This window comes from Streptomyces sp. Ncost-T10-10d (assembly GCF_900091955.1).
In the GTDB taxonomy this organism is placed as follows: Bacteria; Actinomycetota; Actinomycetes; order Streptomycetales; family Streptomycetaceae; genus Streptomyces.
Genome location: NZ_FMDF01000089.1, coordinates 1 through 24,936, shown reverse-complemented (window position 1 = coordinate 24,936; position 24,936 = coordinate 1). Strand labels below are relative to the sequence as shown.

Here is a 24,936-nt window from a genome sequence, read left to right as displayed (position 1 = left end):
CGGGACCTCCTGGTCCCGCCGCCCTTCGGCGTGTCCGGTCAGTTCTCCCAGACCTTGAAGGCCCTGACCTGGTACGGGGACTGGGGCACCCAGGTGCCGCCGCCCGGATAGGTCTCGAACTCACCCGTCTCGGCGCACTCCGCCGACTGGTACGTGGCGACGGGCCGGCCCGTGCGGTTGGCGAGCGACTGGACCTTGCTGCCCGCCGGCAGCGGGACACAGCTCTCGATGTCGATCGTGGACAGCTCGTGGACCTGCCGGGCTCCGGTGAAGCCCGGCTTCTCCCAGAGGCAGAGCTGACCGCTTCCGCAGGCCCCGGGCCGGGCGGGTGCGGAGTGGGCCGCGGCCTGCGGAATCAGGGCGGTGACGGCCAGGGCGGCGGCAAGAACGGTCATACGCATGGAAATCGACCCCCGTGGTGGTGCGAATCAGTTGCACGCACCCTGACCCGCGGGGCGACACCCGGGGAAGGGGCTGCGGGTCACACCACCCTGATAGGCGACAGCCCCGCCGGAACGGTCCGACGGGGCTGTTGTACGCACGGTGTTGACGCCCCGGGGGCATCGTGACGAGCGATCAGATGTGACCCGCGCCCGCGCCCGCCTCGGCATTCGCACCGCGCTTGGTGAGCGTGGCGACCAGCGCGGCGGCCACCGCGACGATGCCGGCCACCATGAACGCCGTGCTCATGCCCGACACGAACGTGTCATGGGCGACACCCGCGATCTGCGCCGCGACCTCCGGCGGAGTGTTGCCGTCCACCGGCGGTACGCCGACCTCGACGGCCGAGGACGCAGCGTCCAGCTGCTCCGGCGTAAGGGGCGGAAGCTTCGCGGCCGTCCAGTTGTCGGCCAGCTTCGAATCGACCTGGGAGGCCATGACCGCGCCCAGCACCGCGGTGCCGAGGCTGCCGCCGACCTGCATGGCGGACTGCTGCAGACCACCCGCGACGCCGGAGAGCTCCATCGGGGCGTTGCCGACGATGACCTCGGTCGCGCCGACCATCACCGGGGCGAGGCCGAGGCCGAGCAGACCGAACCAGATCGACATGGTGAGGGTGCCGGTGCCGACGGTCAGCTGGGACATGCCGAACATGGCGACCGCCGTGCAGACCATGCCGCCGACCAGCGGGACCCGCGGGCCGAACTTGGTGATCATGGCGCCCGCGAGCGGCGAGGCGACGATCATCATCCCGGTCAGCGGCAGCAGGTGCAGACCGCTGTCGACGGGGCTCAGACCGTGCACGTTCTGGAGGTAGAAGGTGACGAAGAAGAGCCCGCCCAAGAAGGCGAAGGCCATCAGCGCCATCAGGACCACGCCCGCGGACAGCGGCACGGACCGGAACATCGCCAGCGGGATCAGCGGCTCCCTGACGTTCTTCTGGGAGAAGGCGAAGACCACGAACAGGGCCACGGCCGCGCCCAGGAAGCCGAGCGTCTTGTAGTCGCCCCAGCCCCACTCGGCGCCCTTGATGAGCGCCCAGATCAGGCAGAACATCGCCTGCGACAGCAGCACGATGCCGCCGATGTCGAAGGAGCGCGGCGCGTTCTCGGCGCGGTGGTCCTTGAGGATCAGCAGGCCCAGCAGAAGCGCGATCACACCGACCGGCACATTGATGAAGAAGACCGACTGCCAGCTGACGTGCTCGACGAGCACGCCGCCGAGGATCGGGCCGCCCGCGGTGGACGCGCCGATCACCATGCCCCAGATGCCGATCGCCATGTTCAGCTTCTCGGCCGGGAAGGTGGCGCGCAGCAGGCCGAGCGCGGCGGGCATCAGCAGGGCGCCGAAGAGGCCCTGGAGCACCCGGAACACGATCACCAGTGCGACGCTGTCGGAGAGGCCGATGGCCCCCGATGCCGCGGCGAAGCCGACGACACCTATGAGGAAGGTCTGGCGGTGGCCGAACCGGTCACCGAGCTTGCCCGCGGTGATCAGGGAGACCGCGAGGGCGAGCATGTAGCCGTTGGTGATCCACTGGACGTCGGCGAGCGAGGCGCCCAGGTCCTGCTGGATGGCGGGGTTGGCGATCGCGACGATCGTGCCGTCGAGCGCGACCATCATCACGCCGATGGCCACGGAGAAGAGCGTCAGCCAGGGGTGGCCGCGCAGCCCCTTGGCAGGTGCGGGCACGGCGGTGTCCTGCGGCTCCCGCGACGCCTTTTCGACGGTGGTCTGACTAGTCATGCCCGGGAGATTAGTGTCAGTCGCTGACAGTTGACAAACCATTTCACAAGCCGGTAACTGTCACGTAGCTCACAGGTACGCTGAGCTGGACAAAGCAGGGGAAAGAGGGCCACTTAAGTGACCGATGGGCAGCGGGCCGTGCATCCGACCGGACTGCGCGAACGGAAGAAGCGACGCACCCGGGACGCCCTGCTGCACGCCGCCCTCGATCTTTTCACCGGCCAGGGGTACGAGGAGACCACCGTCGACGAGATCGTCGACGCCGTCGAGGTCTCCCAGCGCACCTTCTTCCGCTACTTCGCCGGCAAGGAGGAGGCCGCCTTCGCCATCCAGGAGATGGAGGAGTCGCACTTCCTCTCGGAGCTGCGCCGGCGCCCCGCCGCGGAAGCCCCGTTCGAGGCGATGCGCAGCGCGGTCCTCTGCACCTGGAACAGTATCGGTGAGGCGATCGAGGCGATCGTCACGGTCGAACTCCATATGCGTACGTACCGGATGATCGAGTCGACGCCGTCGCTGCTCGCCACCCACCTGCGGCGCAGCGTGGATCTGGAGAACCAGGTCGCGCGGCTGATCGCCGAGCGTGAGGGGCTCGACGTGGAGACGGACCCCCGGCCGAGGGTCGCCGTGGCCGCGTTCTCCGGGGTGATGCGGGTGACCGGGCAGCTCTGGGGGCAGGGGCAGGACACCAGCGTGGACTCGCTGCGCGAGCTGACCGAGATGTACCTGGACCAGCTCGGACCGGCACTGGCCGGGAACTGGCGGGCGGGGGCCGACGCCGGGCCGGGGTAGCAACATGGAAACTCCGTCCGATGTGCCGCACGCCTCACCGCCGCGGCATGACCGACTTCACAACCGCCCTGCCCCGATGGTCATATGCGACGCTCCGGGGGCATTCCGCGCGCCCGAGCGTGCGCGCCGCACCAACACAGCGTGAAATGAACCGTCTTGAATTCCCGACAGGCGGGTGATGTGTGTCACCCTCGTCACGGCTGCCGTCGCGCGTCTCCTAATGTGGGCCGGAGTGACTTCCTTCGACTCCTCCCCCACGCTCACCGCATGGCGCGCGCTGCTCGCCGTCGCGGTTGTGTTCGTGATGCTGGCGACCACTGGCTGGACCGCCGTACGTCACCCACACTCCGACGAGCCACGCACCGTCGCGCTCGCCTCCTGGGCGCGGGGCCACGTGGCGGGTCGTACGCTGCCGGACGCCGACGCACCGCCAAACCGGCTGGCGCAGTTCTTCGCCACGCTCACGGCCGCTCAGCGCACCGGTCTGGCCGACAAGTACCCCTTGGTCGTGGGCAATCTGAACGGCGCCCCGGTCACCCTGCGCTACCACGCCAACCGGCTGGCTCTGGTGCAGGCGCGGAAGGTCGAGCGGCAGCGCATGCACGACGCCAGGCTCTCCCCCGACGGCCGCGCCGAGGCGCTCCGCCGGATGAACCGCTTCCAGTCGATGCTCGCCGAGGGACGGCACATCCTCGCCTTCGACCCGTCCGGGAAGGGCCGAGCCGCAGAGGTGTTCGGTGATCTCGACCGGGCCGACCGGGTCTCCGTGATCGTGCCCGGCGTCGATACCAACCTGCTGACGCTGGAGCGGTCCGCCCCCAGGGTGAATGCCGCGCCGGTCGGTATGGCGAAGTCGCTGTACGCGGCGGAGCGCGCCGCGCGCCCCGGCACCCGTACCGCCGTCATCGCCTGGGCCGACTACACCACGCCCGCCGGAATCGGTATGGACGCGGCCCTGGGGAACCTCGCCGAGCGCGGGGCGGTGCGGCTGAACGCGCTGGTGGGCGCGCTGCCCGGGGACGCCCCCGTCTCGCTGTTCTGCCACAGCTACGGCTCGGTGCTGTGCGGTGTCGCCGCACATGAACTGCCCTCCAGGGTCGCCGACATCGCGGTCGCGGGCAGCCCCGGCATGCGGGTGGAGAACGCGGGGCAGCTGCACACCCGGGCCAGGGTGTGGGCGATGCGGGACCACGACGACTGGATCGAGGACGTACCGAACCTGGAGCTGGGAGGTCTCGGGCACGGTGCCGATCCGGTCGACCCGGGCTTCGGCGCACGGATCGTCTCGGCGGCCGACGCGGTCGGGCACAGTGGCTATTTCGAGCCGGGCACCAAGAGCCTCAGCAACTTCGCTTCGATCGGTGTGGGGGCCTACAGCTCGATCAGGTGTGCGAACTCCGACAGCGCTTGCCGCGACGGAGTCACCGGCGGCCAGGGGATCTGACCGGCACAGCGAGCCATGGTCGGCCACACATCGGGACCTACGCCGAGGGGGACGTGCGGGCAAGTGCCGCATACGATGAGGCACATGGGTGATGTGCTGGCCGGAATTCATGCCACCTGGGAGTTCGACACCGACTGCGTGCTCATCCGCTTCGAACGGGGGATACGCACGCCGAAGCTCTTCCAGAGCCTGCGTGAGCGCCGTGTCCCGCACGCGGCGCTGTCATCGGTGACGCTGACCCCGGGCAAGCGGGGCACGGTGGTCCTGCACGCGGTACCGAGGCCCGGTGCCGACCCGTTGCTGGAGGCCGCGGCCGGGCAGTTGAAGGACGGCTGCGATCCGTACCGGCTGGTGCTCCCCGCCGAGCGCGAGACGCTCGCCGAGTACTACGCGGACGAACTGCGCGCGCTGCTCGGTCCCGACGCCGCGGAGCCCGCCGGCCGGTTCCTGGTCGCGGCCCCCGAGGCGCCGATGCAGTTCAAGGCGTACGACGGCCGGGCCGGCTTCGACGGGGACCGGGTCTCCTTCCGGTGGTTCTGGACGGGTGCCTCCACGGCGAAGTGGAAGGCCGGCGACCAGACATTCCCGGTGACGGAGCTGAGCGGCGTCGAGTGGCGCTCGCCGGATGCCTTCGACGGCTATCTGCGGCTGGTGCCGAGAGGCCAGGAAGGTGCGGCTCCGGGACCGGGTACCGACCTCGGCATGGGTACGGAGCCGGGCACGAGGCTCGGTTCGGGCACGGTGCAGAGCGCTCAGCCGATGGCCCACCGTCCCGCCCGGGCCGACCAGGACCCGGCCGCCGTGGTCTTCGGCCTCGGCTACGGCCCGGTGCACGAGTCACTGCCGTTCGCCGCGGCCGTACTGGAATCCGTACGCAGGAAGCAGCCGGCTCCCGCCGCGCCGGCCGCCGTACCGGCAGGCGTGGGGCGGCGCGATCCCGCGGACATCGCGGAGCGGATCCGGCACCTCGGGGAACTGCACCGGGCGGGCCTGGTGACGGATGACGAGTTCAGTGCGAAGAAGGCCCAGTTGCTCGCCGAGCTGTAGGTGTGGGGTGTCGGATGTCCGGCGTCCGGCTCGCCGGTAGTACTCCCGTACGAGAAGTGCGGCGGTGGACGGGAACCCCGGTATGACGCCATCGGGCCGCTCCATGCCTACGCTGATCAAGCCATGTCCACTTCCCCGCCGCACGGGCCGCCCCCACCGCCCGTCACCGACGGCCTGGTGAGCGCTGCCCGACGCAATCTGCGCGAGCTCGCCCACGGGCTCGCCCGCCCGTCCCATCCCGCGACGCCGCTCCTGGCGGACGCGCCGAAACGGTGGCAGCGGCTGCTGCCGTACGTCGTCGTCCTCGCTCTCGTCGCTACCTTCATCCCGGTCACGATCAATATCCTGACCGAGGCGTACGGCGTGAACGGAGGACTGGCGGGAGCCCTGGCCGTCGCGCAGGCGGCGCCGCTCCTGATGCTGGCGCACCGGCCGCTGCAGGCCTGGTGGATCATCTTCCCCGCCGACATCCTGGGTGCGGCCGCGCTGCTCGGGTATCCGGTCCACAAGTTCGACATCTGGCCGTGGCCCCCGCCCACCCTGGTCGGCTATCTCTTCGTGCTGCTCGCGCTGGCCCTGCGCGAGACCCGGCGGACGCTGATCTCGGTCTGGGTGGCGACGGGTGCGGCGAGCCTGGTCCTGCACCTGATCTCGCCGGAGCGCAGCAACGGCAGCGCGCTGCTGCTCGTGATCCTCGGCGCGGTGGTCCTGGTGATCGGCGCGGCACTGCGGGAACGGGGCGACGCGCAGCGTCGGCTCGCCGAGCAGGAGACCATCAGCGAGGCCGAGCGGGCGCAGCGGACACTGCTGGAGGAGCGCACCAGGATCGCCCGCGAGCTGCACGATGTGGTCGCGCACCACATGTCCGTGATCACGGTCCAGGCCGATTCCGCGCCCTACCGGATCAGCGGGCTGCCCGAGGAGGCGCGCGAGGAATTCGGTGCGATCGCGGCGAGCGCGCGGGAGTCCCTCGCGGAGATGCGGCGGCTGCTGACGGTGCTGCGCAGCGAGGGCACGGAGGGCGAGCGGGCGCCGCAACCGGGGCTCGACCGGGTGCAGCAGCTGGTGGAGGCGACAGTACGGGCGGGGCTGCCGGCCGAGCTGTCGCTGTCCGCCGATCTGCCGGACGTACCGCAGGCGGTGGATCTGTCGGCGTACCGGATCGTGCAGGAGGCCCTGGCGAACGTGGTCCGGCACGCGCCCGGAGCGCGGACCCGGGTGTCGATCACGTCCGACGGCGAGCACCTGACCGTGCTGGTGGTCAACGACCGGCCGGAGCAGCCCGGTTCGCCGCTGGAGACGACCGGGACCGGGCACGGCCTGGTCGGCATGCGGGAACGCGTACGGTTGACGGGCGGCACGCTGGACACCGGACCTCTGCCCGACGGCGGCTTCCGGGTGGCGGCGCGGCTGCCTCTCGCCCCCGCTCCGCCCCCGACCTCGGAGGACTCTTGACCATCCGCGTGATCATCGTCGACGACCAGGCCATGGTGCGGGCGGGGTTCGCGGCACTGCTCTCGGCACAGAGCGACATCGACGTGGTCGGTGAGGCGCCGGACGGGCGCCAGGGCGTCGACGTCAGCCGGAGGGTCCACCCGGACGTGGTCCTGTTGGATGTCCGGATGCCCGAGATGGACGGCCTGGCGGCGGCCCGCGAGCTGCTGAACCCGCCGATGGGGGTGACGCACCTGCCCAAGGTGCTGATGCTCACCACGTTCGACGTGGACGATTACGTGTACGAGGCGCTGCGCGCCGGGGCGTCCGGCTTCCTGCTGAAGGACGCGCCGCCGGCGGATCTGATCTCGGCGGTACGGGTGGTCGCGGCGGGCGAGGCGCTGCTGGCGCCGTCCGTGACCCGGCGCCTGATCGCGGACTTCGCCCGGCAGGGGCCGTCCGGAGCCGCCCGGAGCGGGCAGGCGCTGCGGCTGAACGCGCTGACTCCGCGCGAGACGGAGGTGCTGGAGCTGATCGCGCGGGGGCTGTCCAACCAGGAGATCGCGGGGCGGCTGGTGCTGGCCGAGCAGACGGTGAAGACGCACATCGGGCGGGTGCTCGCCAAGCTGGACCTGCGGGATCGCGCGCAGGCGGTGATCTTCGCGTACGAGGCGGGAGTGGTGGTACCGGGAGAGCAGTAGGGGGTCTCCCCCCGCCCGCCTCTCCGGCAGTCCCCCCGTACACCCCCTACCCGGGTATCAACCCGCACTTGGCTCCTGGGTGCGACGCCCCCGCACCCACCTCCTTCCTACCTTCCTCCCCGTCGCGCCGAACGGCGTGCGGGAGCCGGGTCAGCCGGAGAGGGAGGGACGGGATGCGCCGTTACGCAAGGACTCTGGTCGCAGTCGCCCTGGCGACCACCGTGGTGGCGGGTACGGCCGGCTGGGCGTCCGGGAGCGCACAGCAGGCCCTGACCGGGCCACCCCCCGGCACCGCGGCCTGGCGCGCGGATCACGTACTGGGGCGGGAGCTGCCCGACCCCGAGCAGGCCGCACCCGCTGAAGTGAGCCGGTTCTTCCGGGGGTTGACCGCCGCACAGCAACAGACCCTGGTCGTACGGCACCCACGCGTCGTCGGGAATCTGGACGGCGTACCCGTCGCACTGCGCTACCGGGCCAACGCCCGTTCACTGCGGGCCGGTCACGACCCCCGATACACGCATCTCACCGGATCGGGACACCGGCAGATCCTCGCCTTCGACCCGCGCGGACGCGGTCAGGTCGCCGAGGTCTTCGGGGACTTGAGCACCGCGCGCCATGTGGCGGTCGTGGTGCCGGGTTCGGACATCGACGCCGGGACCTTCGACCGCACGAACGATGTGTACGGCACCCCGGCGGGCATGGCGAAATCCCTGTACGCGGAGACCGGACGCGGCAGCGCGGTCGTCGCCTGGGCCGGCTACACCACTCCCGTCGGCATCGGCATCGATGCCGCGACGGGCTCGCTCGCCGAGGCGGGCGCCGACCGGCTGACCCGGTTCACGGACGGGCTGGCCGCCGACGGCGTGCCCGCGGCCGCCGTGTTCTGCCACAGCTACGGCTCCGTCGTGTGCGGACTCGCCGCGTCCCGGCTGCACGCCACGGACCTGGTCGCCCTCGGCTCGCCCGGGATGCGCGCCGACGACGTCGAGGATCTGCACACCACCGCCCGGGTCTGGGCGGCCAAGGACGCCACGGACTGGATCGATGACGTACCGAACGTCGAGGTGGCGGGCCTGGGACACGGCCCCGATCCGACCGGCCCGGAGTTCGGCGCACGCCGCGTGCCGACCCATGACGCCCACGGGCACACCGGCTACTTCGCCCCCGGCACGGACTCGCTCCGCGCCTTCGCCTCGATCACGGAGGGGGAAGCCCGATGAGTCTCACTGCTCTCGCTGAGCGCATCGACGCTCGTACCCCCGCCCATCGCGACCGCGCGATCGACGGCCTGCGCGCCCTCGCCCTGCTGGCCGTCCCGACCGGCCACTGGCTGCTCGGCGGCTTCCGCCTCGACGGCGACGGCGCGCTGCACAACGCCAGCCCGCTCTCCACGTTCGGCGGCCTCGCCCCAGTGAGCTGGGTGCTTCAGATGCTGGGCATCTTCTTCCTGGTCGGCGGGTACGCCTCCGTGCTCTCGTACCACCGGAGGAAGTCCACCACCGGGGCCTGGCTGCGCGGACGCGTCGCCCGCCTCGGCAGGCCGGTGCTCGGGGTGACCGCAGTCTGGGCGGCGATGATCCCGGTGCTGAGCACGCTCGGCGTGCCCGGAGACACCCTGCGGACCGGGTCGACGCTGGTGATCCAGCCGTTGTGGTTCGTCGGTGTGTACACGGTGGTCACGGCGCTCACCCCGTACTGCGTCGAGGCCGCACGGAAGATGGGCGGCTGGGCCGCCGTGCCGCTGCTCGGTTCGGTCGCCGTCGTCGACTTCCTGCGGTATGGGCCGTTCGCCGACGCCATGCCGTCCTGGCTGAGCGTGCTGAACATCCTTCCGGGCTGGCTCTTCGCGTACCAGCTCGGCGTCTCCTGGGGCGAGGGCCGGATCGGCAGGCGGGGCGCCCGGCTGTTGCTGATCGGCGGGACGGTGTTGTTCGCCGCGCTGCTGCTCGCCTTCCACTACCCGGCGTCGATGGTCGGCGTACTGGGCGAGGCGCGGACGAACTCGCACCCTCCGTCGCTGCTCGTTCTGGCGCTGGCCGCCGCGCAGAGCGGCGCGGCGATCCTGCTGCGGGACCGGATCGGCCGGCTGCTGCGCAAGCCGCTGCTGTGGGCGCCGGTCGTCGTCATCAATCTGTCCGCGATGACGATCCTGTGCTGGCACCAGACGGCGATGCTGGCCGCGGCGGTCCCGGCGTCGTTCGCCGGTGCGGTGCCGGGGCTGACGACCGGGCCCGACACCGTCGGCTGGGTCCTGGCCCGGATGGCGTGGATGCCGGTGTTCGCGGGGCTGCTGGTGCTGATCGCCCGGTATGCGCGCCGGTTCGAGGCCCCGTGGCAGACCGGTACGCGTGCGGCGAACGCCCGCCGGGCGGTGGCGGGCCTACTGGCGACGGGATTCGCGGTGTACGCGCTGGGGCTGGCGTAGGGGTGCGGGGCCGGGAGACCCGGCCCGCCCGGCGATTGAGGGCATCCTTCAAGCCCGTCCGGCGCTTGAGGACACCATGATCGCCGGGCGCCCCGGCCCGCCGGAAACGACTACTCGCGCGCGGCGGACGTCGAGCTCATGTCCGGGTACCGGTCCCCCGCCACCTGCCCCGCGATCGGCTCCAGCAGTGCCAGCTCCTCCGCGGTCAGCGTGAGCCGGGTAGCGGCCACGTTCTCCAGCAGCCGGCTGCTCCTGCGGGTACCCGGGATCGGCACCACGGTCAGACCGTGCACCTGGGCACGCTGCTGCACCCAGGCGAGCGCCACCTGTGCGGCCGACGCCCCGTGCGCCGCCGCGATCTTGTGGACGGGCTCCAGCAGGGCGGCGTTCGTCTTCGCGTTGTCGCCCGTGAAGCGGGGCTGGTACTGGCGGAAGTCGCCCTTGGACAGGTCCTTGGCGGCATCGGCGAACGCCCCGGTCAAAAAGCCCCGGCCGAGCGGCGAGTAGGGCACGAAGGTCACCCCGAGCTCGACGGCGGCGGGCACGGCGCTGCGCTCGACGTCCCGGCTGAAGAGCGACCACTCGGACTGCAGGGCGGCGATCGGGTGCACGGCGTACGCCTCGCGCAGCTCCGCGCCGGTCACCTCGCTCAGCCCGAGCTGCTTGACCTTGCCCTGCTGGACCAGCTCGGCCATCGCGCCGACGGACTCGGCCAGCGGGACGGCCGGGTCACGCCGGTGCATGTAGTACAGGTCGATGACGTCGGTGTTCAGTCGCCGCAGGCTGTCCTCGACGGCCTGCCGGATGTACGCGGGGTCGTTGCGCACGCCTCGGTAGTGCGGGTCGTCGCCCTTGCGCTCTATGGCGAACTTCGTGGCGAGCGTGATCTCGTCCCGGTGTGCCCCGACGAACGGGGCGAGGAACTCCTCGTTGGCGCCGCTCCCGTAGACATCGGCGGTGTCGAAGAGGGTGACGCCCGCCGCCAGGGCCGTCTCCAGCGTCTCGCGGGCGGCGGACTCATCGGTGTCCCCGTAGAACTCGCTCATGCCCATGCAGCCGAGTCCTTGCACGCCGACCTGCGGGCCGCCGTTTCCGAGCTCCACGGTGGTGATCTTGTTGTCAGTCATCAGGCACAAGGCCTTTCCGGCGCCCGGCGGGCACTCGCATAGAAGTCGATCTTGTGGTCGAGGACGGCGAGGGTGTCCTGGAGCTCCGCGATCCGCGTCTTCACGTCGCGGCGGGTCGCCTCCAGCAGCTCCTGCCGTTCCTCGAAGGTGTGCTCGCCCTCGCGCAGCAGCTCCGCGTACCGGACCATGTCGGCGACCGGCATCCCGGTCAGCCGCAGCTTGCCGACGAAGGCCAGCCAGTCCAGGTCACGGTTGGTGAAGCGGCGCTGACCGGTGTGCGAACGGTCGACGTGCGGCATCAGCCCGATCCGCTCGTACCAGCGCAGGGTGTGCGCGGTGAGCCCGGTGAAGGCGACGACCTCACTGATGGTGTAGCGGTCCTGACCCTCGGGGCGCGGATGCGCCCGCGGGGCCGAGGCGCAGACGTCCACCTTCACGGAAGTGCTCTCCATCACCGTCATGGCCTCCACGCTAGAACCTTGGAGTGCACTCTAAGCAAGCACGAACGGTGACGGGTTTCGGCGACGGCCGGGCCACCCCCTCCGAGCCGTGCAGGACGGCCCTTTAGGCTCATATGTATGCAGAGCCTGGCGATGATCGAGAACTGGCCCGTCCCCACCGCGGCAGCCGCTGTCGTACGAGCGGACGGCACCGTCGTCGGTACGCACGGCCCGACCGCGCACCGTTTCCCGCTCGCCTCCGTCACCAAGCCGATCGCGGCCTACGCGGCGCTCGTGGCGTACGAGGAGGGCGCGGTCGAGCTCGACGAGCCGGCCGGACCCGAGGGCTCCACCGTCCGGCATCTGCTCGCGCACACCAGCGGGCTCGCCTTCGACGAGCACCGGACGACGGCCGCACCCGGCACCCGGCGGCTCTACTCCAACGCGGGCTTCGAGGTACTCGGCGACCACATCGCCAAGGCCACCGACATCCCGTTCCCGGAGTACGTGCGCCAGGCGGTGCTGGAGCCACTGGGGATGACGGCGACGACGGTGGACGGCTCGCCCGCCAAGGACGGCGTCTCCACCGTCGACGATCTCGTGCGGTTCGCGGCGGAGATACAGGCGCCGCGGCTGCTCGACCCGCGTACGGTGCTCGCCGCGCAGACCGTCGTCCACCCCGGCCTGAAGGGTGTGCTGCCGGGCTACGGCCACCAGAACCCCAACGACTGGGGGCTCGGCTTCGAGATCCGGGACCACAAGTCGCCGCACTGGACGGGCAGTTCCTCGTCCCCGGCGACCTTCGGGCACTTCGGGCAGTCCGGAACCTTCCTGTGGATCGACCCGGTCGCGGGCGCGGCCTGCGTCGCGCTCACCGACCGCGCCTTCGGCCCGTGGGCGGTCGAGGTGTGGCCGGCGTTCACGGACGCCGTGCTCGCGGAGCTCCGCTCCGGCCACTGAAAGGCGTCACCCGTCGGCCGCTTTCGTGGCCAGACACTCGAACCAGACCGTCTTGCCACGGCCGTCGCGGCGCGGTTTCCGCGCCCCAGCGGTCGGTGACGGCATCGACGAGGACCAGCCCTCTCCCGCCCTCGTCAAGCGCATCGCCCATGACCGGGCGGGGCAGTTCCGGGCAGCCGTCCGCGACCTCGACGCGCACGCCCCCGGCCGGGAGCAGGAAGATGAGCGTCTGGCAACGGCGGCCGGGGACGTGCCGTACGACATTGGCGATCAGTTCGGTGAGCGCCAACTCGGCCGCATCGGCCACGTCGAGGAGGCCCCAGACGGTGAGGTAAAGGCGCAGGATGCGGCGCAGATGCCGGGCCGAGTGCTCGCCCATCGCAAAGTCGGCGCGGTAGGTCGCCTCCACCGCATCTCCTGCGCTCGGATCAATTACATGATTCATGTCACCAGCGTGCAGTGGGTTGATTACGCTCGGCTACGTACGGAAACGAACGCCGCGAGGCGTTGAACGCCGGAGGTGCCCCCCGCCGTGGCCAACATCCACACGCTCGACCCCCACGCCTCCCCGCTGGACTACTACGGCTGGGAGCTCCGGCGCCAGAGAGAGGCCCACAACCTCAAACAGGGTCAGCTCGGCGACATCATCTTCTGCACGGGCTCCCTGATCGGCCAGATCGAGACCACGAAGAAGATCCCCACCCGCGACTTCTCCGAGCGGGTGGACGCGGCACTCGGCACGGGCGGCGTGTTCTCGCGCCTCGTCGGCCTGGTCCTGCGCAGCCAGTTGCCGACCTGGTTCCAGGCGTACGCGGACATGGAGGCCCGTGCGGCGTACATCTCCACGTACCAGGCGCAGTTGGTGTACGGGCTGTTGCAGACGGAGGGGTACGCGCGGGCCCTCCTCGGTGTCGATCACCCGAGCAGGGTCGACGAGATGGCGGCGGCCCGGCTGGAACGCCAGCGGATCTTGAGGGGCGAGAATCCGCCCGCTCTGTGGGTCATCCTGAGCGAGGCGGCGCTGCTCCAGGAGGTTGGGGGACGCAACGTCATGCGTGCCCAACTGGCACAGCTGTTGGGCTTCCGCGAAGATCCCTGGGTACAGATCCAGGTGCTTCCGTTCTCCGTCGGCCAGCACACGGGAATGATGGGCTCGTTCACCCTGCTCAGGTTCGAGGACGACCCCGACCTCTTCTACGTGGAGAGCTACGACCAGGGGCACATGACCGCCAATCCGCAGGTGATCAAGGAACGTTCGGTCGGCTACGCTCGCTTGCAAGCCACAGCCCTCTCCCCCGAGGACTCGGCGACACTGATCGCTCGTGTGATGGAGGAACGCTATGGGGACCAGTCATGACCTGACCGGAGCACAGTGGCGGAAGTCGACCTACAGCGGCACCAACGGCGGCGAATGCGTCGAGTGCACCGTCACCGGCGGCGCGGTCTGGCGCAAGTCCAGCTACAGCGGGAACACCGGCGGCGACTGCGTCGAGGTGGCCGACGGCCTCCCCTGCGCCGTCCCCGTCCGCGACAGCAAAAACCCCGACGGGCCCGTGCTGACCGTCGGGGCGGATGCCTGGCAGAGCTTCGTGGACGGGCTCCGCTGAATTCGCTGCAAGCCCGTACAGCAAAGGGGGTTCGGGATGACCGATGGTCGTCCCGGGCCCCCTTCCGCTCCCCCGTGACGCGTGCCGCCACGGGCGGCATGCGTCATGTCACTGCATGTTCTGCACATGCGGGTGGTCGTAGGACCACCGAGGCGACGAAGACCAGAACCACCAGCATGGACGTTGAGGCTCGGCAGGTCGGAATTCGGCACCCTCCAGACTTGACGGCTAACGCCGTTAGCCGTAGCTTGGCGCCACGCGGCTAACATCGTTAGCCATGTCGGTCAGTCGCAACGTGAGAGGGCTGCAGTGAACACCGCCACAGCCAGCAGCACCCCGTGCAGCAGTGTCCCGACCCGGCCCTTCCGGGATGCATGGAAGGCGCCGGCGCTCCTCTCCGGGGCGATGACGGTTCCAGGAGAAGAGCGCCGTGGCTGACCGCGCGCAGCAGATCCTGGCCGCCGCCCGGGAACTGCTCGACGCCGAAGGTCCGGATGCGTTGTCGATGCGGCGCATCGCCGAGCGCGTCGGCATCCGGGCACCTTCCTTGTACAAGCACTTTCCTGACAAGGCCGCTGTCGAGGCCGGACTCCAGGTGCAGGGGATGACCCAGCTGGCTGAGGAACTGGAGGCCGCCGAAGCCGAGATCGGCGACGAACCGCCCCTGCTCGTGCTCGCCCGCGCCTACCGACGTCACGCTCTCGCCAGCCCGCACCTCTACCGCATCACTCATAGTCGGCCGCTCGCCCGCGCCGCGCTTCCCGAAGGACTCGAAGATCGCGCGGCGACGCCGTTGGCCAACGCGGTGCACGGCGACATTCACATCGCGCGCTCGCTCTGGGCATTCGCGCACGGCATGGTCGTGCTCGAACTCGACGGTCGCTTCCCGCCCGGCGCAGACCTGGACGCCGCGTGGCGCACCGGCTGCGATGCGTTCGCCCAGGCAATCCGAGACGAGACCCGGTAGGACATCGCATGACCACAGTCGCCGAAGAGCCCGCTACCGGCATCACCGCCCGCGCCGCCGGATACGTACACGCCGCGGCGTGGATTCTCGGGCTCGCCGCCGCATGGGGAGCCGCACCCGAAGTCGGTGACACACGCGCCGGGATCACGACCGCGTACGCCGACCGGCCGGTCCAGGTTGTCGCCCAGGCGCTGCTCGTCCACGGTGTGGCAGCTGCCGCCTTGCTCGTCGTCGGATCCGGACTGCTCGACCGGGCCCGCTCAACCAACAACACTGCGGCTCGCTCGGCCGGATGGGCCGGGAGAGTCGCGGGGGCGCTCGCATGCGTGCAACTCGTCATGGAACTGATCGCGGTGTCCGGAGCTGATCCGGCGTCACCGGGCAGGACCGGCACACTGTTCGAGGCGGTTCAGCGTGTGGACGGTGTCAAGATGTTCGCGTTCGCCGTGCTCGCCGCGGCTGCCTGTGCGGCCTCCCGGCACGGCGCGCTGTTGCGGCGTTGGGAGGTCGTCGTCGGCTGGGCCCTCGCCGCCACGATTACCGCGTCCGGCATCGGATACCTGCTCCTGTCCACCGCCCTGACCCCGACGGCATTCATCTCCCTGCCCTTGCTGCTGATCTGGATCGCCGCACTGGGCACAGCCCTCGGACGCCGGCCTCGTCGGGCAGTGAGTGAAACGGAGTGACCATGAATCTCGCCTACCTTCCCAGTCCCTCGACCGGGGTTCTTCACCTTGGCCCGGTTCCGTTGAGGGCGTACGCCTTCTGCATCATCCTGGGCGTGTTCGTGGCCGTCTGGCTCGGCAACCGGCGCTGGGTTGCGCGCGGCGGGGATCAGGGCGTGATCGCGGACGTCACCATCTGGGCAGTGCCGTTCGGTCTCGCCGGTGGACGGCTGTACCACGTGATCACCAGCCCCGACGCGTACTTCGGCGAACACGGCGAGCCGATCCGAGCCCTGTACGTGTGGGAGGGCGGGCTCGGTATCTGGGGTGCCATCGCCCTGGGCGGGGTCGGCGCGTGGATCGGCTGCCGTCGCCACCGCATCCCCTTCCCCGCCTTCGCGGACGCGGTCGCCCCCGGCACAGCCCTGGCGCAGGCGATCGGCCGCTGGGGCAACTGGTTCAACCAGGAACTCTACGGCCGCCCCACCACGCTCCCCTGGGGCCTGGAGATCGACCGCGCGCACCGTCCGTCCGGCACGCTCGACATCGCCACGTACCACCCCACCTTCCTCTACGAGTCCCTCTGGGACATCGGCGTCGCCGCACTGGTCCTCTGGGCGGGCCACCGGTTCGCGCTCGGTCACGGCAGGACCTTCGCCCTGTACGTCGCCGCCTACACGGCCGGCCGGTTCTGGACCGAGTACCTGCGCATCGACGAGTCCCACACGTTCCTCGGCCTGCGCCTGAACAACTGGACCTCCGTCGTGGTCTTCCTCGGCGCCGTCGCCTGCCTCGTCGTATCGGCCCGCCGCCATCCAGGCATCGAGGACGTGTCGCGACCGAAGGACGAGGGCCGCAACGAGAGGGCCGGCGAGCCGCGCCTGGACGTCGCGGTCAAAACAGGAGGAGCGACGCACGATGACAAGTGAGACCGTCAGCGCCACCACGGGCCCGGGCCACACCCGGCTCGCCTGGGGCCCCGTGCTGAGTGCAAGCCGGTGCCGAACTCTTCTGCCGGATGGACGAGTCCGCGCCGCGGAACGTGGTTGGAGATGCCGAGATCACGTGGGGCTAGTACCGGGTCAGGCGGATTCTTCGCCCGGCACCTTGGCGAGCTCCACACCACGCAGGCTGAGCAGCACCAACGCGACGCACCCGCAGGCGAGCACGATGTCGGCGACGTTACCCACGAACGGGCCGTAGTCGATGAAGTCCACAACATGCCCGCGGGCCACCCCGGGCTCGCGGAAGAGTCGGTCGCCCAGGTGGGACACCGCACCGCCGAGCAGCGCGCCCAGCACGAGCGCCCAGCCCGCAGAGGCCAGTCGGCGTGCGGTGTAGAGGATGCCGACCACTGCCGCTGCCGCCGCCAAGGTGAACACCCATGTCGCCCCCGTGCCGATGGAGAACGCGGCGCCAGGGTTGTACAGCAGTCGGAAGTGGATCAGAGGGGGGATCACGGCGACGCGCTCGCTGTCGGACAGCGCGGAGACCGCCCACATTTTGGTGAGCTGGTCCACGAGCAGGACCACCGCCGCCAGCATGAGCATCATGCCGTACAGCCGGCCTGAACCCCGCTCCAACCGCATCATCAGGGCCTCCGTGCGTAGCGATGTCCGAACCAGGATTCCCTGAGACTATCGGCCCCTCTTGAGGCGTCTTCCAGCTTTCCCGAAACGAAGCCCCGTCGGACTGTCAGTGGTGCCGCCCACGATCGTTCCCGTAGCTGTTCGGGCTGTTCGAGTCCGGCGATCAGGGGGTGAACGATGGGGACGTCACCGGTGTCACGGGCACAGGTACGCACGCCTGAGCCGACGATTGCGCCGATCACTCGAGTGGGATGGAGTTCGGCACCCAGGGAACCGCTATCCTCCTCGGCCATGGCCGACATAGTCCGCGCCGCCGCCTCCGACGTCCCGGCGCTCGCCTCCGTACTCGCCAGTGCCTACGCCGAGGACCCCGTCTGGTCCTGGCTGATGCCGCACGACCGGGACCGGCGGCTGCGGCTGCTGTTCACCGCGCATCTGGCGCAGCAGATTCCGGCGGGCCGGGTGTGGACCGATCCGGACCGCACGGTGGCGGCGGTGTGGGCGGAGCCCGGGAAGTGGAAGCTGCCGCTGAGCTATCTGCTGCGCAACGCGGGCACGCTCCTGTGGGCGGGCCGGTCCCAACTGCCCCGGACCGGAATGCGGTTGCTCGCGCTGGAGCACCGCCACCCGGCCGAGCCCGCGCACTGGTACGTCGAGTACATCGGCACCCACGCGGACGCGCGCGGCACAGGGCGCGGATCGCAGGTGCTGGGCGGGCTGCTGGAGCAGGCGGACGCGGACGGGCGGCCGGTGTTCCTGGAGTCGAGCAACCGCCGCAACCTGACCTTCTACCAGCGGCACGGCTTCACCGTGCAGGAGGAGATGACGTTCCGGGCCGGGCCGCCCATGTGGTCGATGTGGCGCTGGGACGCGGACCGGTAGCGCTTCACCGACGCGCGGGCCCGCCGCCCACGGCCGTGCGGTGGTTGCGGACGAGCACGGCGACCCGTCCCGGTGTCCCGCCCGCAACCACGCAGTCATTCAGTGTCATTCACCGGAAGGCACTCGTGGGTGGCTCCGGCGTCCCTGAGCGGGCTCTCGTCACTTCCGCCAGAACAGGTGGTGCGTCACACCGCTCGGGCTGGGCACCACCTCCAGGTGGTACCGGTCGAGCAGCTCGTCGGGTGACTCCCAGAGCCGTACTCCGGATCCGAGCTTCACCGGCGAGACCGCCACATGCATGGTGTCGACGAGGCCGGCGTCGAGGAACTGCCGGATGGTGGTCACCCCGCCGCCGAGTCGGACGTCCTTGCCCTGTGCCGCTTCCCGCGCCTGCTCAAGGACCGCGGCAGGATCGCCGTCGACGAAGTGGAACGTGGTGTCGGAGAGCGTGAACGAAGGACGCCCGTGGTGAGTCATGACGAACACCGGCGTGCGGAACGGCGGCTCGTCTCCCCACCAGCCGCGCCACTCGTAGTCCTGCCAGGGCCCGCGCTGGGGCCCGAACTTGTTGCGGCCCATGATCTCGGCACCGATGTTGCGGTCGTAGTCCCGAGTGAAGTGGTCGTCGAGACCCCGGCTCCCCCCGGGGTCGGTACGCATGGGCCAGCTCGCCGTGGCACCGGCCCAGGAGAACAGCCTCTCGGGATCGGCGTGACCGAACGGGCTCTCGAAGCTCTGGTCCTCGCCGGCACCGATTCCGTCGCTTGAGACATTGAAGTTCTGGACTCTCAGTAGCTGAGCCACGTGTTCCTCCTGTGTTGTCGTGAACGGTGGTGAGACTCTCCGGGCCGACAAAACTCATCGCCGCGCCGCGACCGATCTGAATTCGGGCTGCCCGTGGTCCTGCCGGCTCAGGCCGACAGTTCCCAGATCAGCACCTCGGCCGCGTCGGCCGCCACCATTTCCAGGCCCTGTTCCCCCGTGATCCACGCCGCGTCGCCGGGTGCCAGGTCCTCGTCGCCGATCCGCACACACCCCGCCACCACGTGGACGTACGCCCGCGCCGCGTCCGGCACCGCCGCGCGTTCCCCCGCGGCCAGTCTGCGTACGTGCAGCATCGCACCGGCCGCCGGGAGGGCGTACGGGGTGGAGTCGGCGATGCCGGGAACGATCGTGTACGAGGGGTCGCCGCCCGGTTCGTGCGGCGCCAGCCACATTTGAATGAACGTCAGTGGACGTTCGCCGTCGTTGCGCTCGACGTGACGGACGCCTGCGGCGGCGCTGAGGTGCTGAAGGTCCCCGGCCCGTACGACCGTGGCGTGACCGGTCGAATCGCGGTGGGTCAGCTCGCCCTCGACCACCCAGGTGACGATCTCCGTGTGGCTGTGCGGGTGTTCGTCGAAGCCCGCGCCGGGGGCGAGCCGCTCCTCGTTGCAGGCCAGAATCGCGCCGAAGCGGAGGTTGTCCGGGTCGTAGAAGGCGCCGAACGAGAAGGCGTGCAGAGACGCGATGCCGGCGGCCTCGTCCCCGCCCGTGAAGCGGTCGTCGGAGCGCTGAACGGATATCACCCGTCCACGATAGCCCGGCGCGGGCCGTCCGTGACCCTCCGCGAGCCCCGTCCACTACCCGGCAGTACGACCCGCCACCGCCCCGGCCCTCCGTGCACGTGCTCCGATAAGGCAGTCTTGTGTTCGTGCCCCGACCCGATCCTGAGCAGCCCGCTGCGAACGCCGCCCACCTGCATGCCGCGACCCTGAAACGGCTGGAGCAGTCCTCCGGCCGGCTGGCCGCCAATGCGATCGCCCGCATGGACGAGTCACTGCCGTGGTACCGGGCGATGCCACCGGAGAACCGGTCCTGGATCGGCCTGGTGGCCCAGGCCGGGATCGCGGCGTTCACCGAGTGGTTCCGGCATCCGGAGACCCCGCAGGCCATCTCCACCGATGTGTTCGGCACGGCTCCGCGCGAGCTCACCCGGGCGATCACCCTGCGGCAGACCGTCGAGATGGTGCGCACGACGATCGAGGTCATGGAGGCCGCGATCGAGGAGGTCGCCGCGCCCGGCGACGAGTCCGTGCTGCGGGAGGCCCTGCTCGTCTACGCGCGGGAGATCGCCTTCGCGACCGCCCAGGTGTACGCGCAGGCCGCCGAGGCCCGCGGGGCCTGGGACGCCCGGCTGGAATCGCTCGTGGTGAACGCGGTGCTGTCCGGCGAGGCCGACGAGGGCGCCGTGTCACGCGCCGCGGCGCTCGGCTGGAACTCCCCCGAGCACGTGTGCGTGCTGCTCGGTACGGCCCCGGACGGCGACAGCGAACTGACGGTGGAGGCGATCCGGCGGGCCGCCCGGCACGCGAAGCTCCAGGTCCTGACCGGGGTGCTCGGCAACCGGCTGGTCGTCATCGCAGGTGGCAGCGACAACCCGCTCCAGGTCGCGAAGGCGCTGATCGGCCCGTACGCCGCAGGTCCGGTCGTCGCCGGGCCCGTGGTGCCCGACCTGCTGGCGGCCACCCGGTCCGCGCAGGCGGCGGCCGCCGGGCTCAGGGCGTGCAGTGCCTGGCAGGACGCCCCGCGACCGGTGCTGGCCGACGATCTGCTGCCGGAGCGCGCGATGGCGGGCGACCCCGCCGCACGGGATCAATTGGTGGAGGAGATCTACAGACCGCTGGAAGAAGCGGGTTCTGCGCTCCTGGAGACACTGAGTGTGTATCTGGAGCAGGCGAGCAGCCTGGAGGGTGCGGCCAGGATGCTCTTCGTCCACCCCAACACCGTGCGCTACCGGCTCCGACGTGTGACTGACGTCACCGGATGGTCACCTTCCGATGTCCGCTCGGCGTTCACTCTGCGAATCGCCCTGATTTTGGGACGCTTGGCCGCCAGAGATCCACAGTCCTAGACTTTTGTCGGACATCAACAATTCCCCATACGGTTCTTCGTCCCTGTCCCCACGGGTGTTCCGGACCGTTCACAAGAGAGAGTGTGAGGGTGCTCGTACTCGTCGCTCCCGGCCAAGGCGCTCAGACGCCCGGCTTCCTGACTCCCTGGCTCGAACTCCCCGGTGCCGCCGACCGCATCGCGGCCTGGTCCGACGCCATCGGGCTCGACCTCGCCCACTACGGCACCGAGGCCGACGCCGAGGCGATCCGTGACACCGCGGTGGCACAGCCGCTGCTGGTCGCCGCCGGCCTGCTGTCCGCCGCCGCGCTCAACGCGTCGCCCGACGTCGTCGCAGGTCACAGCGTGGGCGAGATCACCGCAGCCGCCCTCGCCGGAGTCATCGGCGACGAGGCCGCACTCCGTCTCGTACGTACCCGTGGGCTCGCCATGGCCGACGCCGCGGCGGTCACCGAGACCGGCATGGCGGCGCTGCTCGGCGGCGATCCCGATGTGACGGTTCCTCACCTGGAGAAGCTCGGGCTGACCCCGGCGAACGTCAACGGTGGCGGCCAGATCGTCGCCGCCGGCACCGCCGCGCAGATCGCCGCGCTGACCGAGGACAAGCCCGAGGGCGTACGCCGCGTGGTGCCCCTCAAGGTCGCCGGTGCCTTCCACACGCACCACATGGCGCCCGCCGTCGACCGGCTGCGCGAGGCCGCCCTGAAGCTGAAGATCGCCGATCCGGCCGTGACATATGTCTCGAACGCCGACGGGAAGCCCGTGGCCATCGGCGACGAGGTCATCTCGCGACTGGTCGGCCAGGTGGCCAACCCGGTCCGCTGGGACCTGTGCATGGAGACCTTCAAGGAGATGGGCGTCACGGCTCTCATCGAGGCGTGCCCCGGCGGCACCCTCACGGGTCTCGCCAAGCGCGCGATGCCCGGTGTGCAGACCCTCGCGCTCAAGACCCCCGACGACCTCGACGCGGCCCGCGCGCTCATCTCCGAGCACGCGGGCGCCTAAGGAGCCCGAGAGCATGTCGAAGATCAAGCCCAGTCAGGGCGCCCCGTATGCACGCATCATGGGTGTCGGCGGCTACCGTCCGACCCGTGTCGTGCCCAACGAGGTGATCCTCGAGACGATCGACTCGTCCGACGAGTGGATCCGCTCGCGCTCCGGCATCGCCACCCGCCACTGGGCCTCCGAGGAGGAGACCGTGGCCGCGATGTCCGTGGAGGCGTCCGGGAAGGCCATCGCCGACGCCGGGATCACGCCCGAGCAGATCGGCGCCGTGATCGTTTCCACCGTCTCGCACTTCAAGCAGACCCCGGCCATCGCGACCGAGATCGCCCACAAGGTCGGCGCGGGCAAGCCCGCCGCCTTCGACATCTCGGCCGGCTGCGCGGGCTTCGGCTACGGACTGACCCTCGCCAAGGGCATGATCGTCGAGGGTTCGGCGGAGTACGTTCTCGTCATCGGCGTGGAGCGGCTCAGCGACCTCACCGACAAGGAGGACCGCACGACGGCCTTCCTCTTCGGCGACGGCGCCGGCGCGGTCGTCGTCGGCCCCTCCAAGGTGCCGGCCATAGGCCCGACCGTCTGGGGCTCCGAGGGCGACAAGTCCGAGACGATCAAGCAGACCGTGGCGTGGGACGAGTTCCACGCCGAGCGCCCGGAGAAGTTCCCGGCCATCACGCAGGAGGGCCAGGCGGTCTTCCGCTGGGCCGTCTTCGAGATGGCGAAGGTCGCCCAGCAAGCGCTGGACGCGGCCGGGATCGCCCCGAAAGACCTGGACGTCTTCATTCCGCACCAGGCCAACATGCGGATCATCGACTCGATGGTGAAGACCCTGAAGCTGCCGGAGAACGTCACGGTCGCCCGTGACGTGGAGACCACCGGCAACACCTCGGCCGCCTCGATTCCGCTCGCTATGGAGCGGCTTCTGGCGACCGGTCAGGCGAAGAGCGGCGACACCGCGCTCGTCATCGGCTTCGGGGCGGGTCTCGTCTACGCCGCGACGGTCGTTACTCTCCCCTAGGCACACCGGACCTTCCGGTCCGGACGTCCGAACCCTGCTGAAACACATCGAAGGAGCGCCAACATGGCCGCCACCCAGGAAGAGATCGTCAACGGTCTCGCCGAGATCGTCAACGAGATCGCCGGTATCCCGGTCGAGGACGTCCAGCTGGACAAGTCCTTCACCGACGACCTGGACGTCGACTCGCTGTCCATGGTCGAGGTCGTCGTCGCCGCCGAGGAGCGCTTCGACGTCAAGATCCCCGACGAGGACGTCAAGAACCTCAAGACGGTCGGCGACGCTGCCGACTACATCCTCAAGCACCAGGCCTGATCAGGCCGGCTCCTGTGTCGCCACCCGGCGGTGGCGCCGCTGATTCACGACCCTCTACACGTGGAGAAGATTTTCCAGTGAACTCGACCAATCGCACCGTGGTCGTCACCGGTATCGGCGCAACCACTCCGCTGGGTGGCGACTCGGCGTCGACCTGGGAAGGTCTGATGGCCGGTCGTTCCGGCGTCAAGCCTCTCGAGGGCGAACGTTTCGCCGAACTGCCCGTCCGGATCGCCGCCCTCGCGGCCGTCGACCCGGGCGACGTACTGCCCCGCCCGCTCGCCCGCAAGCTGGACCGCTCGGCGCAGTTCGCGCTGATCGCGGCCCGCGAGGCGTGGGCGGACGCCGGCTTCACCGGCAAGGCCGGTGAGGACGACACGATCCAGCCCGAGCGGCTGGGCTCGGTCATCGCCTCCGGTATCGGCGGCGTGATCACCCTGCTCGACCAGTACGACGTGCTCAAGGAGAAGGGCGTACGCCGCGTCTCCCCGCACACTGTGCCCATGCTCATGCCCAACGGCCCGGCCGCCAACGTCGGCCTGGAGGTCAACGCCCAGGCCGGTGTGCACACTCCGGTCTCCGCCTGCGCCTCGGGCGCGGAGGCGATCGGGTACGCCGTCGAGATGATCCGCACCGGCCGTGCCGATGTGGTTCTCGCCGGTGGCACCGAGGCGGCGATCCACCCGCTGCCGATCGCCGCGTTCGCCAACATGATGGCGATGTCCAAGAACAACGACGATCCCCAGAAGGCGTCGCGTCCGTACGACACGGGCCGTGACGGCTTCGTCCTCGGCGAGGGTGCCGGGGTCGTCGTCCTGGAGTCCGCGGAGCACGCCGCCGCGCGTGGCGCCAAGGTCTACTGCGAGGTGCTGGGCCAGGGTCTGTCCGCTGACGCCCATCACATCGCGCAGCCCGAGCCGACCGGCCGTGGCATCGCCGCCGCGATGCAGAACCTGCTGGACCAGACGGACCTCAAGCCGTCCGAGGTCGTGCACCTCAACGCGCACGCCACGTCGACGCCGCAGGGCGATGTCGCGGAGCTGAAGGCTCTGCGCAAGGTTCTGGGCGACGATCTCGACCACGTCGCGATCTCCGCGACGAAGTCGATGACCGGTCACCTCCTCGGTGGCGCGGGCGGCATCGAGACCGTCGCGACGGTCCTGGCGCTGCACCACCGGATGGCTCCGCCGACGATCAACGTGGAGCACCTCGACGAGGCGGTGGAGGCGGACATCGTGCGCGATGAGCCCCGGCCGCTGCCGGAGGGGTCGATCGCCGCGATCAACAACTCGTTCGGGTTCGGCGGTCACAACGTGGTCCTGGCGTTCCGCAGCGTCTGACCTGCGGTCCGCGGCCCGGTATCCACGCCGAAGCCTGCCTCCCCCGAGTCGGGGGAGGCAGGCTTCGGCCGTGAAATCCGGCGCTTGAGGAGCGGGGGCGTTTTCGGG

At 70.3% G+C, this 24,936-nt stretch carries 26 protein-coding genes and 1 pseudogene; 19 read left to right on the top strand and 8 right to left on the bottom strand.

From position 1 onward, the window contains the following. Positions 1–38: 38 nt before the first annotated feature. Together GA0115254_RS13390 and GA0115254_RS13385 are read right to left on the bottom strand one after the other, a co-directional pair. Positions 39–401, bottom strand: a complete 363-nt coding sequence (locus GA0115254_RS13390) for a peptidase inhibitor family I36 protein (protein ID WP_093895492.1) — start codon at positions 399–401, stop codon at positions 39–41. Between the two features lie 175 nt (positions 402–576). Then, positions 577–2,187, bottom strand: a complete 1,611-nt coding sequence (locus GA0115254_RS13385) for an MFS transporter (protein WP_093895491.1) — start codon at positions 2,185–2,187, stop codon at positions 577–579. A 117-nt stretch (positions 2,188–2,304) separates the two neighbouring features. Here GA0115254_RS13385 and GA0115254_RS13380 point away from each other — a divergent pair, with 117 nt between their 5' ends. The 7 genes from GA0115254_RS13380 (at position 2,305) to GA0115254_RS13350 (ending at position 10,027) form a co-directional block, all read left to right on the top strand. Beyond that, positions 2,305–2,976, top strand: a complete 672-nt coding sequence (locus GA0115254_RS13380; RefSeq protein ID WP_093895490.1) for a TetR family transcriptional regulator — start codon at positions 2,305–2,307, stop codon at positions 2,974–2,976. Positions 2,977–3,208: 232 nt separating this feature from the next. Then, positions 3,209–4,420: an alpha/beta hydrolase gene (locus GA0115254_RS13375; protein ID WP_093895489.1), complete on the top strand. Its 1,212-nt coding sequence runs from the start codon at positions 3,209–3,211 to the stop codon at positions 4,418–4,420. 84 nt (positions 4,421–4,504) lie between these two features. Next, positions 4,505–5,467 (top strand): DUF4429 domain-containing protein, encoded by a 963-nt coding sequence (locus tag GA0115254_RS13370; protein ID WP_093895488.1) that lies wholly within the window; start codon positions 4,505–4,507, stop codon positions 5,465–5,467. Positions 5,468–5,590: 123 nt separating this feature from the next. Next, on the top strand, positions 5,591–6,922 hold the full coding sequence (locus tag GA0115254_RS13365) for a sensor histidine kinase (RefSeq protein ID WP_093895487.1): 1,332 nt from the start codon (positions 5,591–5,593) through the stop codon (positions 6,920–6,922). Then, complete coding sequence (locus GA0115254_RS13360; protein ID WP_093895486.1) at positions 6,919–7,602, top strand: response regulator; 684 nt, start codon at positions 6,919–6,921, stop codon at positions 7,600–7,602. The genes GA0115254_RS13365 and GA0115254_RS13360 overlap by 4 nt, the downstream gene beginning before the upstream one ends. Before the next feature lie 173 nt (positions 7,603–7,775). Further along, entirely contained in the window at positions 7,776–8,822 is a 1,047-nt protein-coding gene (locus GA0115254_RS13355; RefSeq protein ID WP_093895485.1) for an alpha/beta hydrolase, read from the top strand. Continuing rightward, a complete protein-coding gene (locus GA0115254_RS13350) occupies positions 8,819–10,027 on the top strand; it encodes an acyltransferase family protein (protein ID WP_093895484.1) in 1,209 nt (402 codons plus the stop codon). Before GA0115254_RS13355 ends, GA0115254_RS13350 begins: the two co-directional genes overlap by 4 nt. Positions 10,028–10,137: 110 nt before the next feature. On the opposite strand, the gene GA0115254_RS13345 is transcribed toward GA0115254_RS13350, so the two are convergent. Both GA0115254_RS13345 and GA0115254_RS13340 read right to left on the bottom strand, forming a co-directional pair. Next, the gene (locus tag GA0115254_RS13345) at positions 10,138–11,154 is read right to left on the bottom strand and encodes an aldo/keto reductase (RefSeq protein WP_093895483.1); all 1,017 of its coding nucleotides are present in this window, start codon (positions 11,152–11,154) and stop codon (positions 10,138–10,140) included. Then, positions 11,154–11,615, bottom strand: a complete 462-nt coding sequence (locus tag GA0115254_RS13340) for a MerR family transcriptional regulator (protein ID WP_093895482.1) — start codon at positions 11,613–11,615, stop codon at positions 11,154–11,156. The genes GA0115254_RS13345 and GA0115254_RS13340 overlap by 1 nt, the downstream gene beginning before the upstream one ends. Positions 11,616–11,732: 117 nt before the next feature. Between GA0115254_RS13340 and GA0115254_RS13335 the strand changes: the two genes are divergently transcribed. Continuing rightward, positions 11,733–12,554, top strand: a complete 822-nt coding sequence (locus tag GA0115254_RS13335; RefSeq protein WP_093895481.1) for a serine hydrolase domain-containing protein — start codon at positions 11,733–11,735, stop codon at positions 12,552–12,554. Between the two features lie 6 nt (positions 12,555–12,560). Here GA0115254_RS13335 and GA0115254_RS13330 read toward each other — a convergent pair. Continuing rightward, positions 12,561–12,999, bottom strand: a pseudogene (locus tag GA0115254_RS13330) (ATP-binding protein). Positions 13,000–13,086: 87 nt separating this feature from the next. Between GA0115254_RS13330 and GA0115254_RS13325 the strand changes: the two are divergent. From GA0115254_RS13325 to lgt, 5 genes are all read left to right on the top strand, one after another. Then, positions 13,087–13,911 (top strand): helix-turn-helix domain-containing protein, encoded by an 825-nt coding sequence (locus tag GA0115254_RS13325; RefSeq protein WP_093895542.1) that lies wholly within the window; start codon positions 13,087–13,089, stop codon positions 13,909–13,911. Further along, positions 13,895–14,161 carry a DUF397 domain-containing protein gene (locus tag GA0115254_RS13320; RefSeq protein WP_093895480.1) on the top strand — a complete coding sequence of 89 codons (267 nt, stop codon included), beginning with the start codon at positions 13,895–13,897 and terminating at the stop codon, positions 14,159–14,161. Before GA0115254_RS13325 ends, GA0115254_RS13320 begins: the two co-directional genes overlap by 17 nt. A gap of 430 nt (positions 14,162–14,591) precedes the next feature. Continuing rightward, positions 14,592–15,128, top strand: a complete 537-nt coding sequence (locus GA0115254_RS13315; protein ID WP_093895479.1) for a TetR/AcrR family transcriptional regulator — start codon at positions 14,592–14,594, stop codon at positions 15,126–15,128. Between the two features lie 8 nt (positions 15,129–15,136). Next, the gene (locus GA0115254_RS13310) at positions 15,137–15,814 is read left to right on the top strand and encodes a hypothetical protein (RefSeq protein WP_093895478.1); all 678 of its coding nucleotides are present in this window, start codon (positions 15,137–15,139) and stop codon (positions 15,812–15,814) included. Between the two features lie 2 nt (positions 15,815–15,816). Then, complete coding sequence (gene lgt, locus GA0115254_RS13305; RefSeq protein ID WP_093895477.1) at positions 15,817–16,722, top strand: prolipoprotein diacylglyceryl transferase; 906 nt, start codon at positions 15,817–15,819, stop codon at positions 16,720–16,722. Positions 16,723–16,875: 153 nt separating this feature from the next. On the opposite strand, the gene GA0115254_RS13300 is transcribed toward lgt, so the two are convergent. After that, the gene (locus GA0115254_RS13300) at positions 16,876–17,385 is read right to left on the bottom strand and encodes a signal peptidase II (RefSeq protein WP_093895476.1); all 510 of its coding nucleotides are present in this window, start codon (positions 17,383–17,385) and stop codon (positions 16,876–16,878) included. Between the two features lie 288 nt (positions 17,386–17,673). Between GA0115254_RS13300 and GA0115254_RS13295 the strand changes: the two genes are divergently transcribed. Continuing rightward, positions 17,674–18,264, top strand: a complete 591-nt coding sequence (locus GA0115254_RS13295; protein WP_093895475.1) for a GNAT family N-acetyltransferase — start codon at positions 17,674–17,676, stop codon at positions 18,262–18,264. Between the two features lie 159 nt (positions 18,265–18,423). On the opposite strand, the gene GA0115254_RS13290 is transcribed toward GA0115254_RS13295, so the two are convergent. Next, entirely contained in the window at positions 18,424–19,068 is a 645-nt protein-coding gene (locus GA0115254_RS13290) for a dihydrofolate reductase family protein (protein WP_093895474.1), read from the bottom strand. Between the two features lie 107 nt (positions 19,069–19,175). Then, positions 19,176–19,832 (bottom strand): pirin family protein, encoded by a 657-nt coding sequence (locus tag GA0115254_RS13285; protein ID WP_093895473.1) that lies wholly within the window; start codon positions 19,830–19,832, stop codon positions 19,176–19,178. Between the two features lie 125 nt (positions 19,833–19,957). On the opposite strand from GA0115254_RS13285, the gene GA0115254_RS13280 reads away from it, so the two are divergent. From GA0115254_RS13280 to fabF, 5 genes are all read left to right on the top strand, one after another. Next, positions 19,958–21,157 (top strand): PucR family transcriptional regulator, encoded by a 1,200-nt coding sequence (locus tag GA0115254_RS13280; protein WP_093895541.1) that lies wholly within the window; start codon positions 19,958–19,960, stop codon positions 21,155–21,157. An 89-nt stretch (positions 21,158–21,246) separates the two neighbouring features. Further along, a complete protein-coding gene (locus GA0115254_RS13275) occupies positions 21,247–22,161 on the top strand; it encodes an ACP S-malonyltransferase (RefSeq protein ID WP_093895472.1) in 915 nt (304 codons plus the stop codon). Positions 22,162–22,174: 13 nt separating this feature from the next. Beyond that, complete coding sequence (locus tag GA0115254_RS13270; protein WP_093895471.1) at positions 22,175–23,176, top strand: ketoacyl-ACP synthase III; 1,002 nt, start codon at positions 22,175–22,177, stop codon at positions 23,174–23,176. Between the two features lie 63 nt (positions 23,177–23,239). Further along, positions 23,240–23,488 (top strand): acyl carrier protein, encoded by a 249-nt coding sequence (locus GA0115254_RS13265; RefSeq protein WP_030925892.1) that lies wholly within the window; start codon positions 23,240–23,242, stop codon positions 23,486–23,488. Between the two features lie 77 nt (positions 23,489–23,565). After that, on the top strand, positions 23,566–24,828 hold the full coding sequence (gene fabF / locus GA0115254_RS13260) for a beta-ketoacyl-ACP synthase II (protein WP_093895470.1): 1,263 nt from the start codon (positions 23,566–23,568) through the stop codon (positions 24,826–24,828). The last annotated feature ends 108 nt before the right edge of the window (positions 24,829–24,936 follow it).

Bases quoted from the DNA above. Each gene is read 5' to 3' on its own strand.
- GA0115254_RS13295 (WP_093895475.1), top strand. From the start codon at position 17,674: ATGGCCGACATAGTCCGCGCCGCCGCCTCCGACGTCCCGGCGCTCGCC.
- GA0115254_RS13345 (WP_093895483.1), bottom strand. From the start codon at position 11,154: ATGACTGACAACAAGATCACCACCGTGGAGCTCGGAAACGGCGGCCCG.
- GA0115254_RS13385 (WP_093895491.1), bottom strand. From the start codon at position 2,187: ATGACTAGTCAGACCACCGTCGAAAAGGCGTCGCGGGAGCCGCAGGAC.
- GA0115254_RS13270 (WP_093895471.1), top strand. From the start codon at position 22,175: ATGTCGAAGATCAAGCCCAGTCAGGGCGCCCCGTATGCACGCATCATG.
- GA0115254_RS13355 (WP_093895485.1), top strand. From the start codon at position 7,776: ATGCGCCGTTACGCAAGGACTCTGGTCGCAGTCGCCCTGGCGACCACC.
- GA0115254_RS13370 (WP_093895488.1), top strand. From the start codon at position 4,505: ATGGGTGATGTGCTGGCCGGAATTCATGCCACCTGGGAGTTCGACACC.
- lgt (WP_093895477.1), top strand. From the start codon at position 15,817: ATGAATCTCGCCTACCTTCCCAGTCCCTCGACCGGGGTTCTTCACCTT.
- GA0115254_RS13265 (WP_030925892.1), top strand. From the start codon at position 23,240: ATGGCCGCCACCCAGGAAGAGATCGTCAACGGTCTCGCCGAGATCGTC.
- GA0115254_RS13340 (WP_093895482.1), bottom strand. From the start codon at position 11,615: ATGACGGTGATGGAGAGCACTTCCGTGAAGGTGGACGTCTGCGCCTCG.
- GA0115254_RS13365 (WP_093895487.1), top strand. From the start codon at position 5,591: ATGTCCACTTCCCCGCCGCACGGGCCGCCCCCACCGCCCGTCACCGAC.
- GA0115254_RS13350 (WP_093895484.1), top strand. From the start codon at position 8,819: ATGAGTCTCACTGCTCTCGCTGAGCGCATCGACGCTCGTACCCCCGCC.
- GA0115254_RS13300 (WP_093895476.1), bottom strand. From the start codon at position 17,385: ATGATGCGGTTGGAGCGGGGTTCAGGCCGGCTGTACGGCATGATGCTC.
- GA0115254_RS13310 (WP_093895478.1), top strand. From the start codon at position 15,137: ATGACCACAGTCGCCGAAGAGCCCGCTACCGGCATCACCGCCCGCGCC.
- GA0115254_RS13335 (WP_093895481.1), top strand. From the start codon at position 11,733: ATGCAGAGCCTGGCGATGATCGAGAACTGGCCCGTCCCCACCGCGGCA.
- GA0115254_RS13320 (WP_093895480.1), top strand. From the start codon at position 13,895: ATGGGGACCAGTCATGACCTGACCGGAGCACAGTGGCGGAAGTCGACC.
- GA0115254_RS13390 (WP_093895492.1), bottom strand. From the start codon at position 401: ATGCGTATGACCGTTCTTGCCGCCGCCCTGGCCGTCACCGCCCTGATT.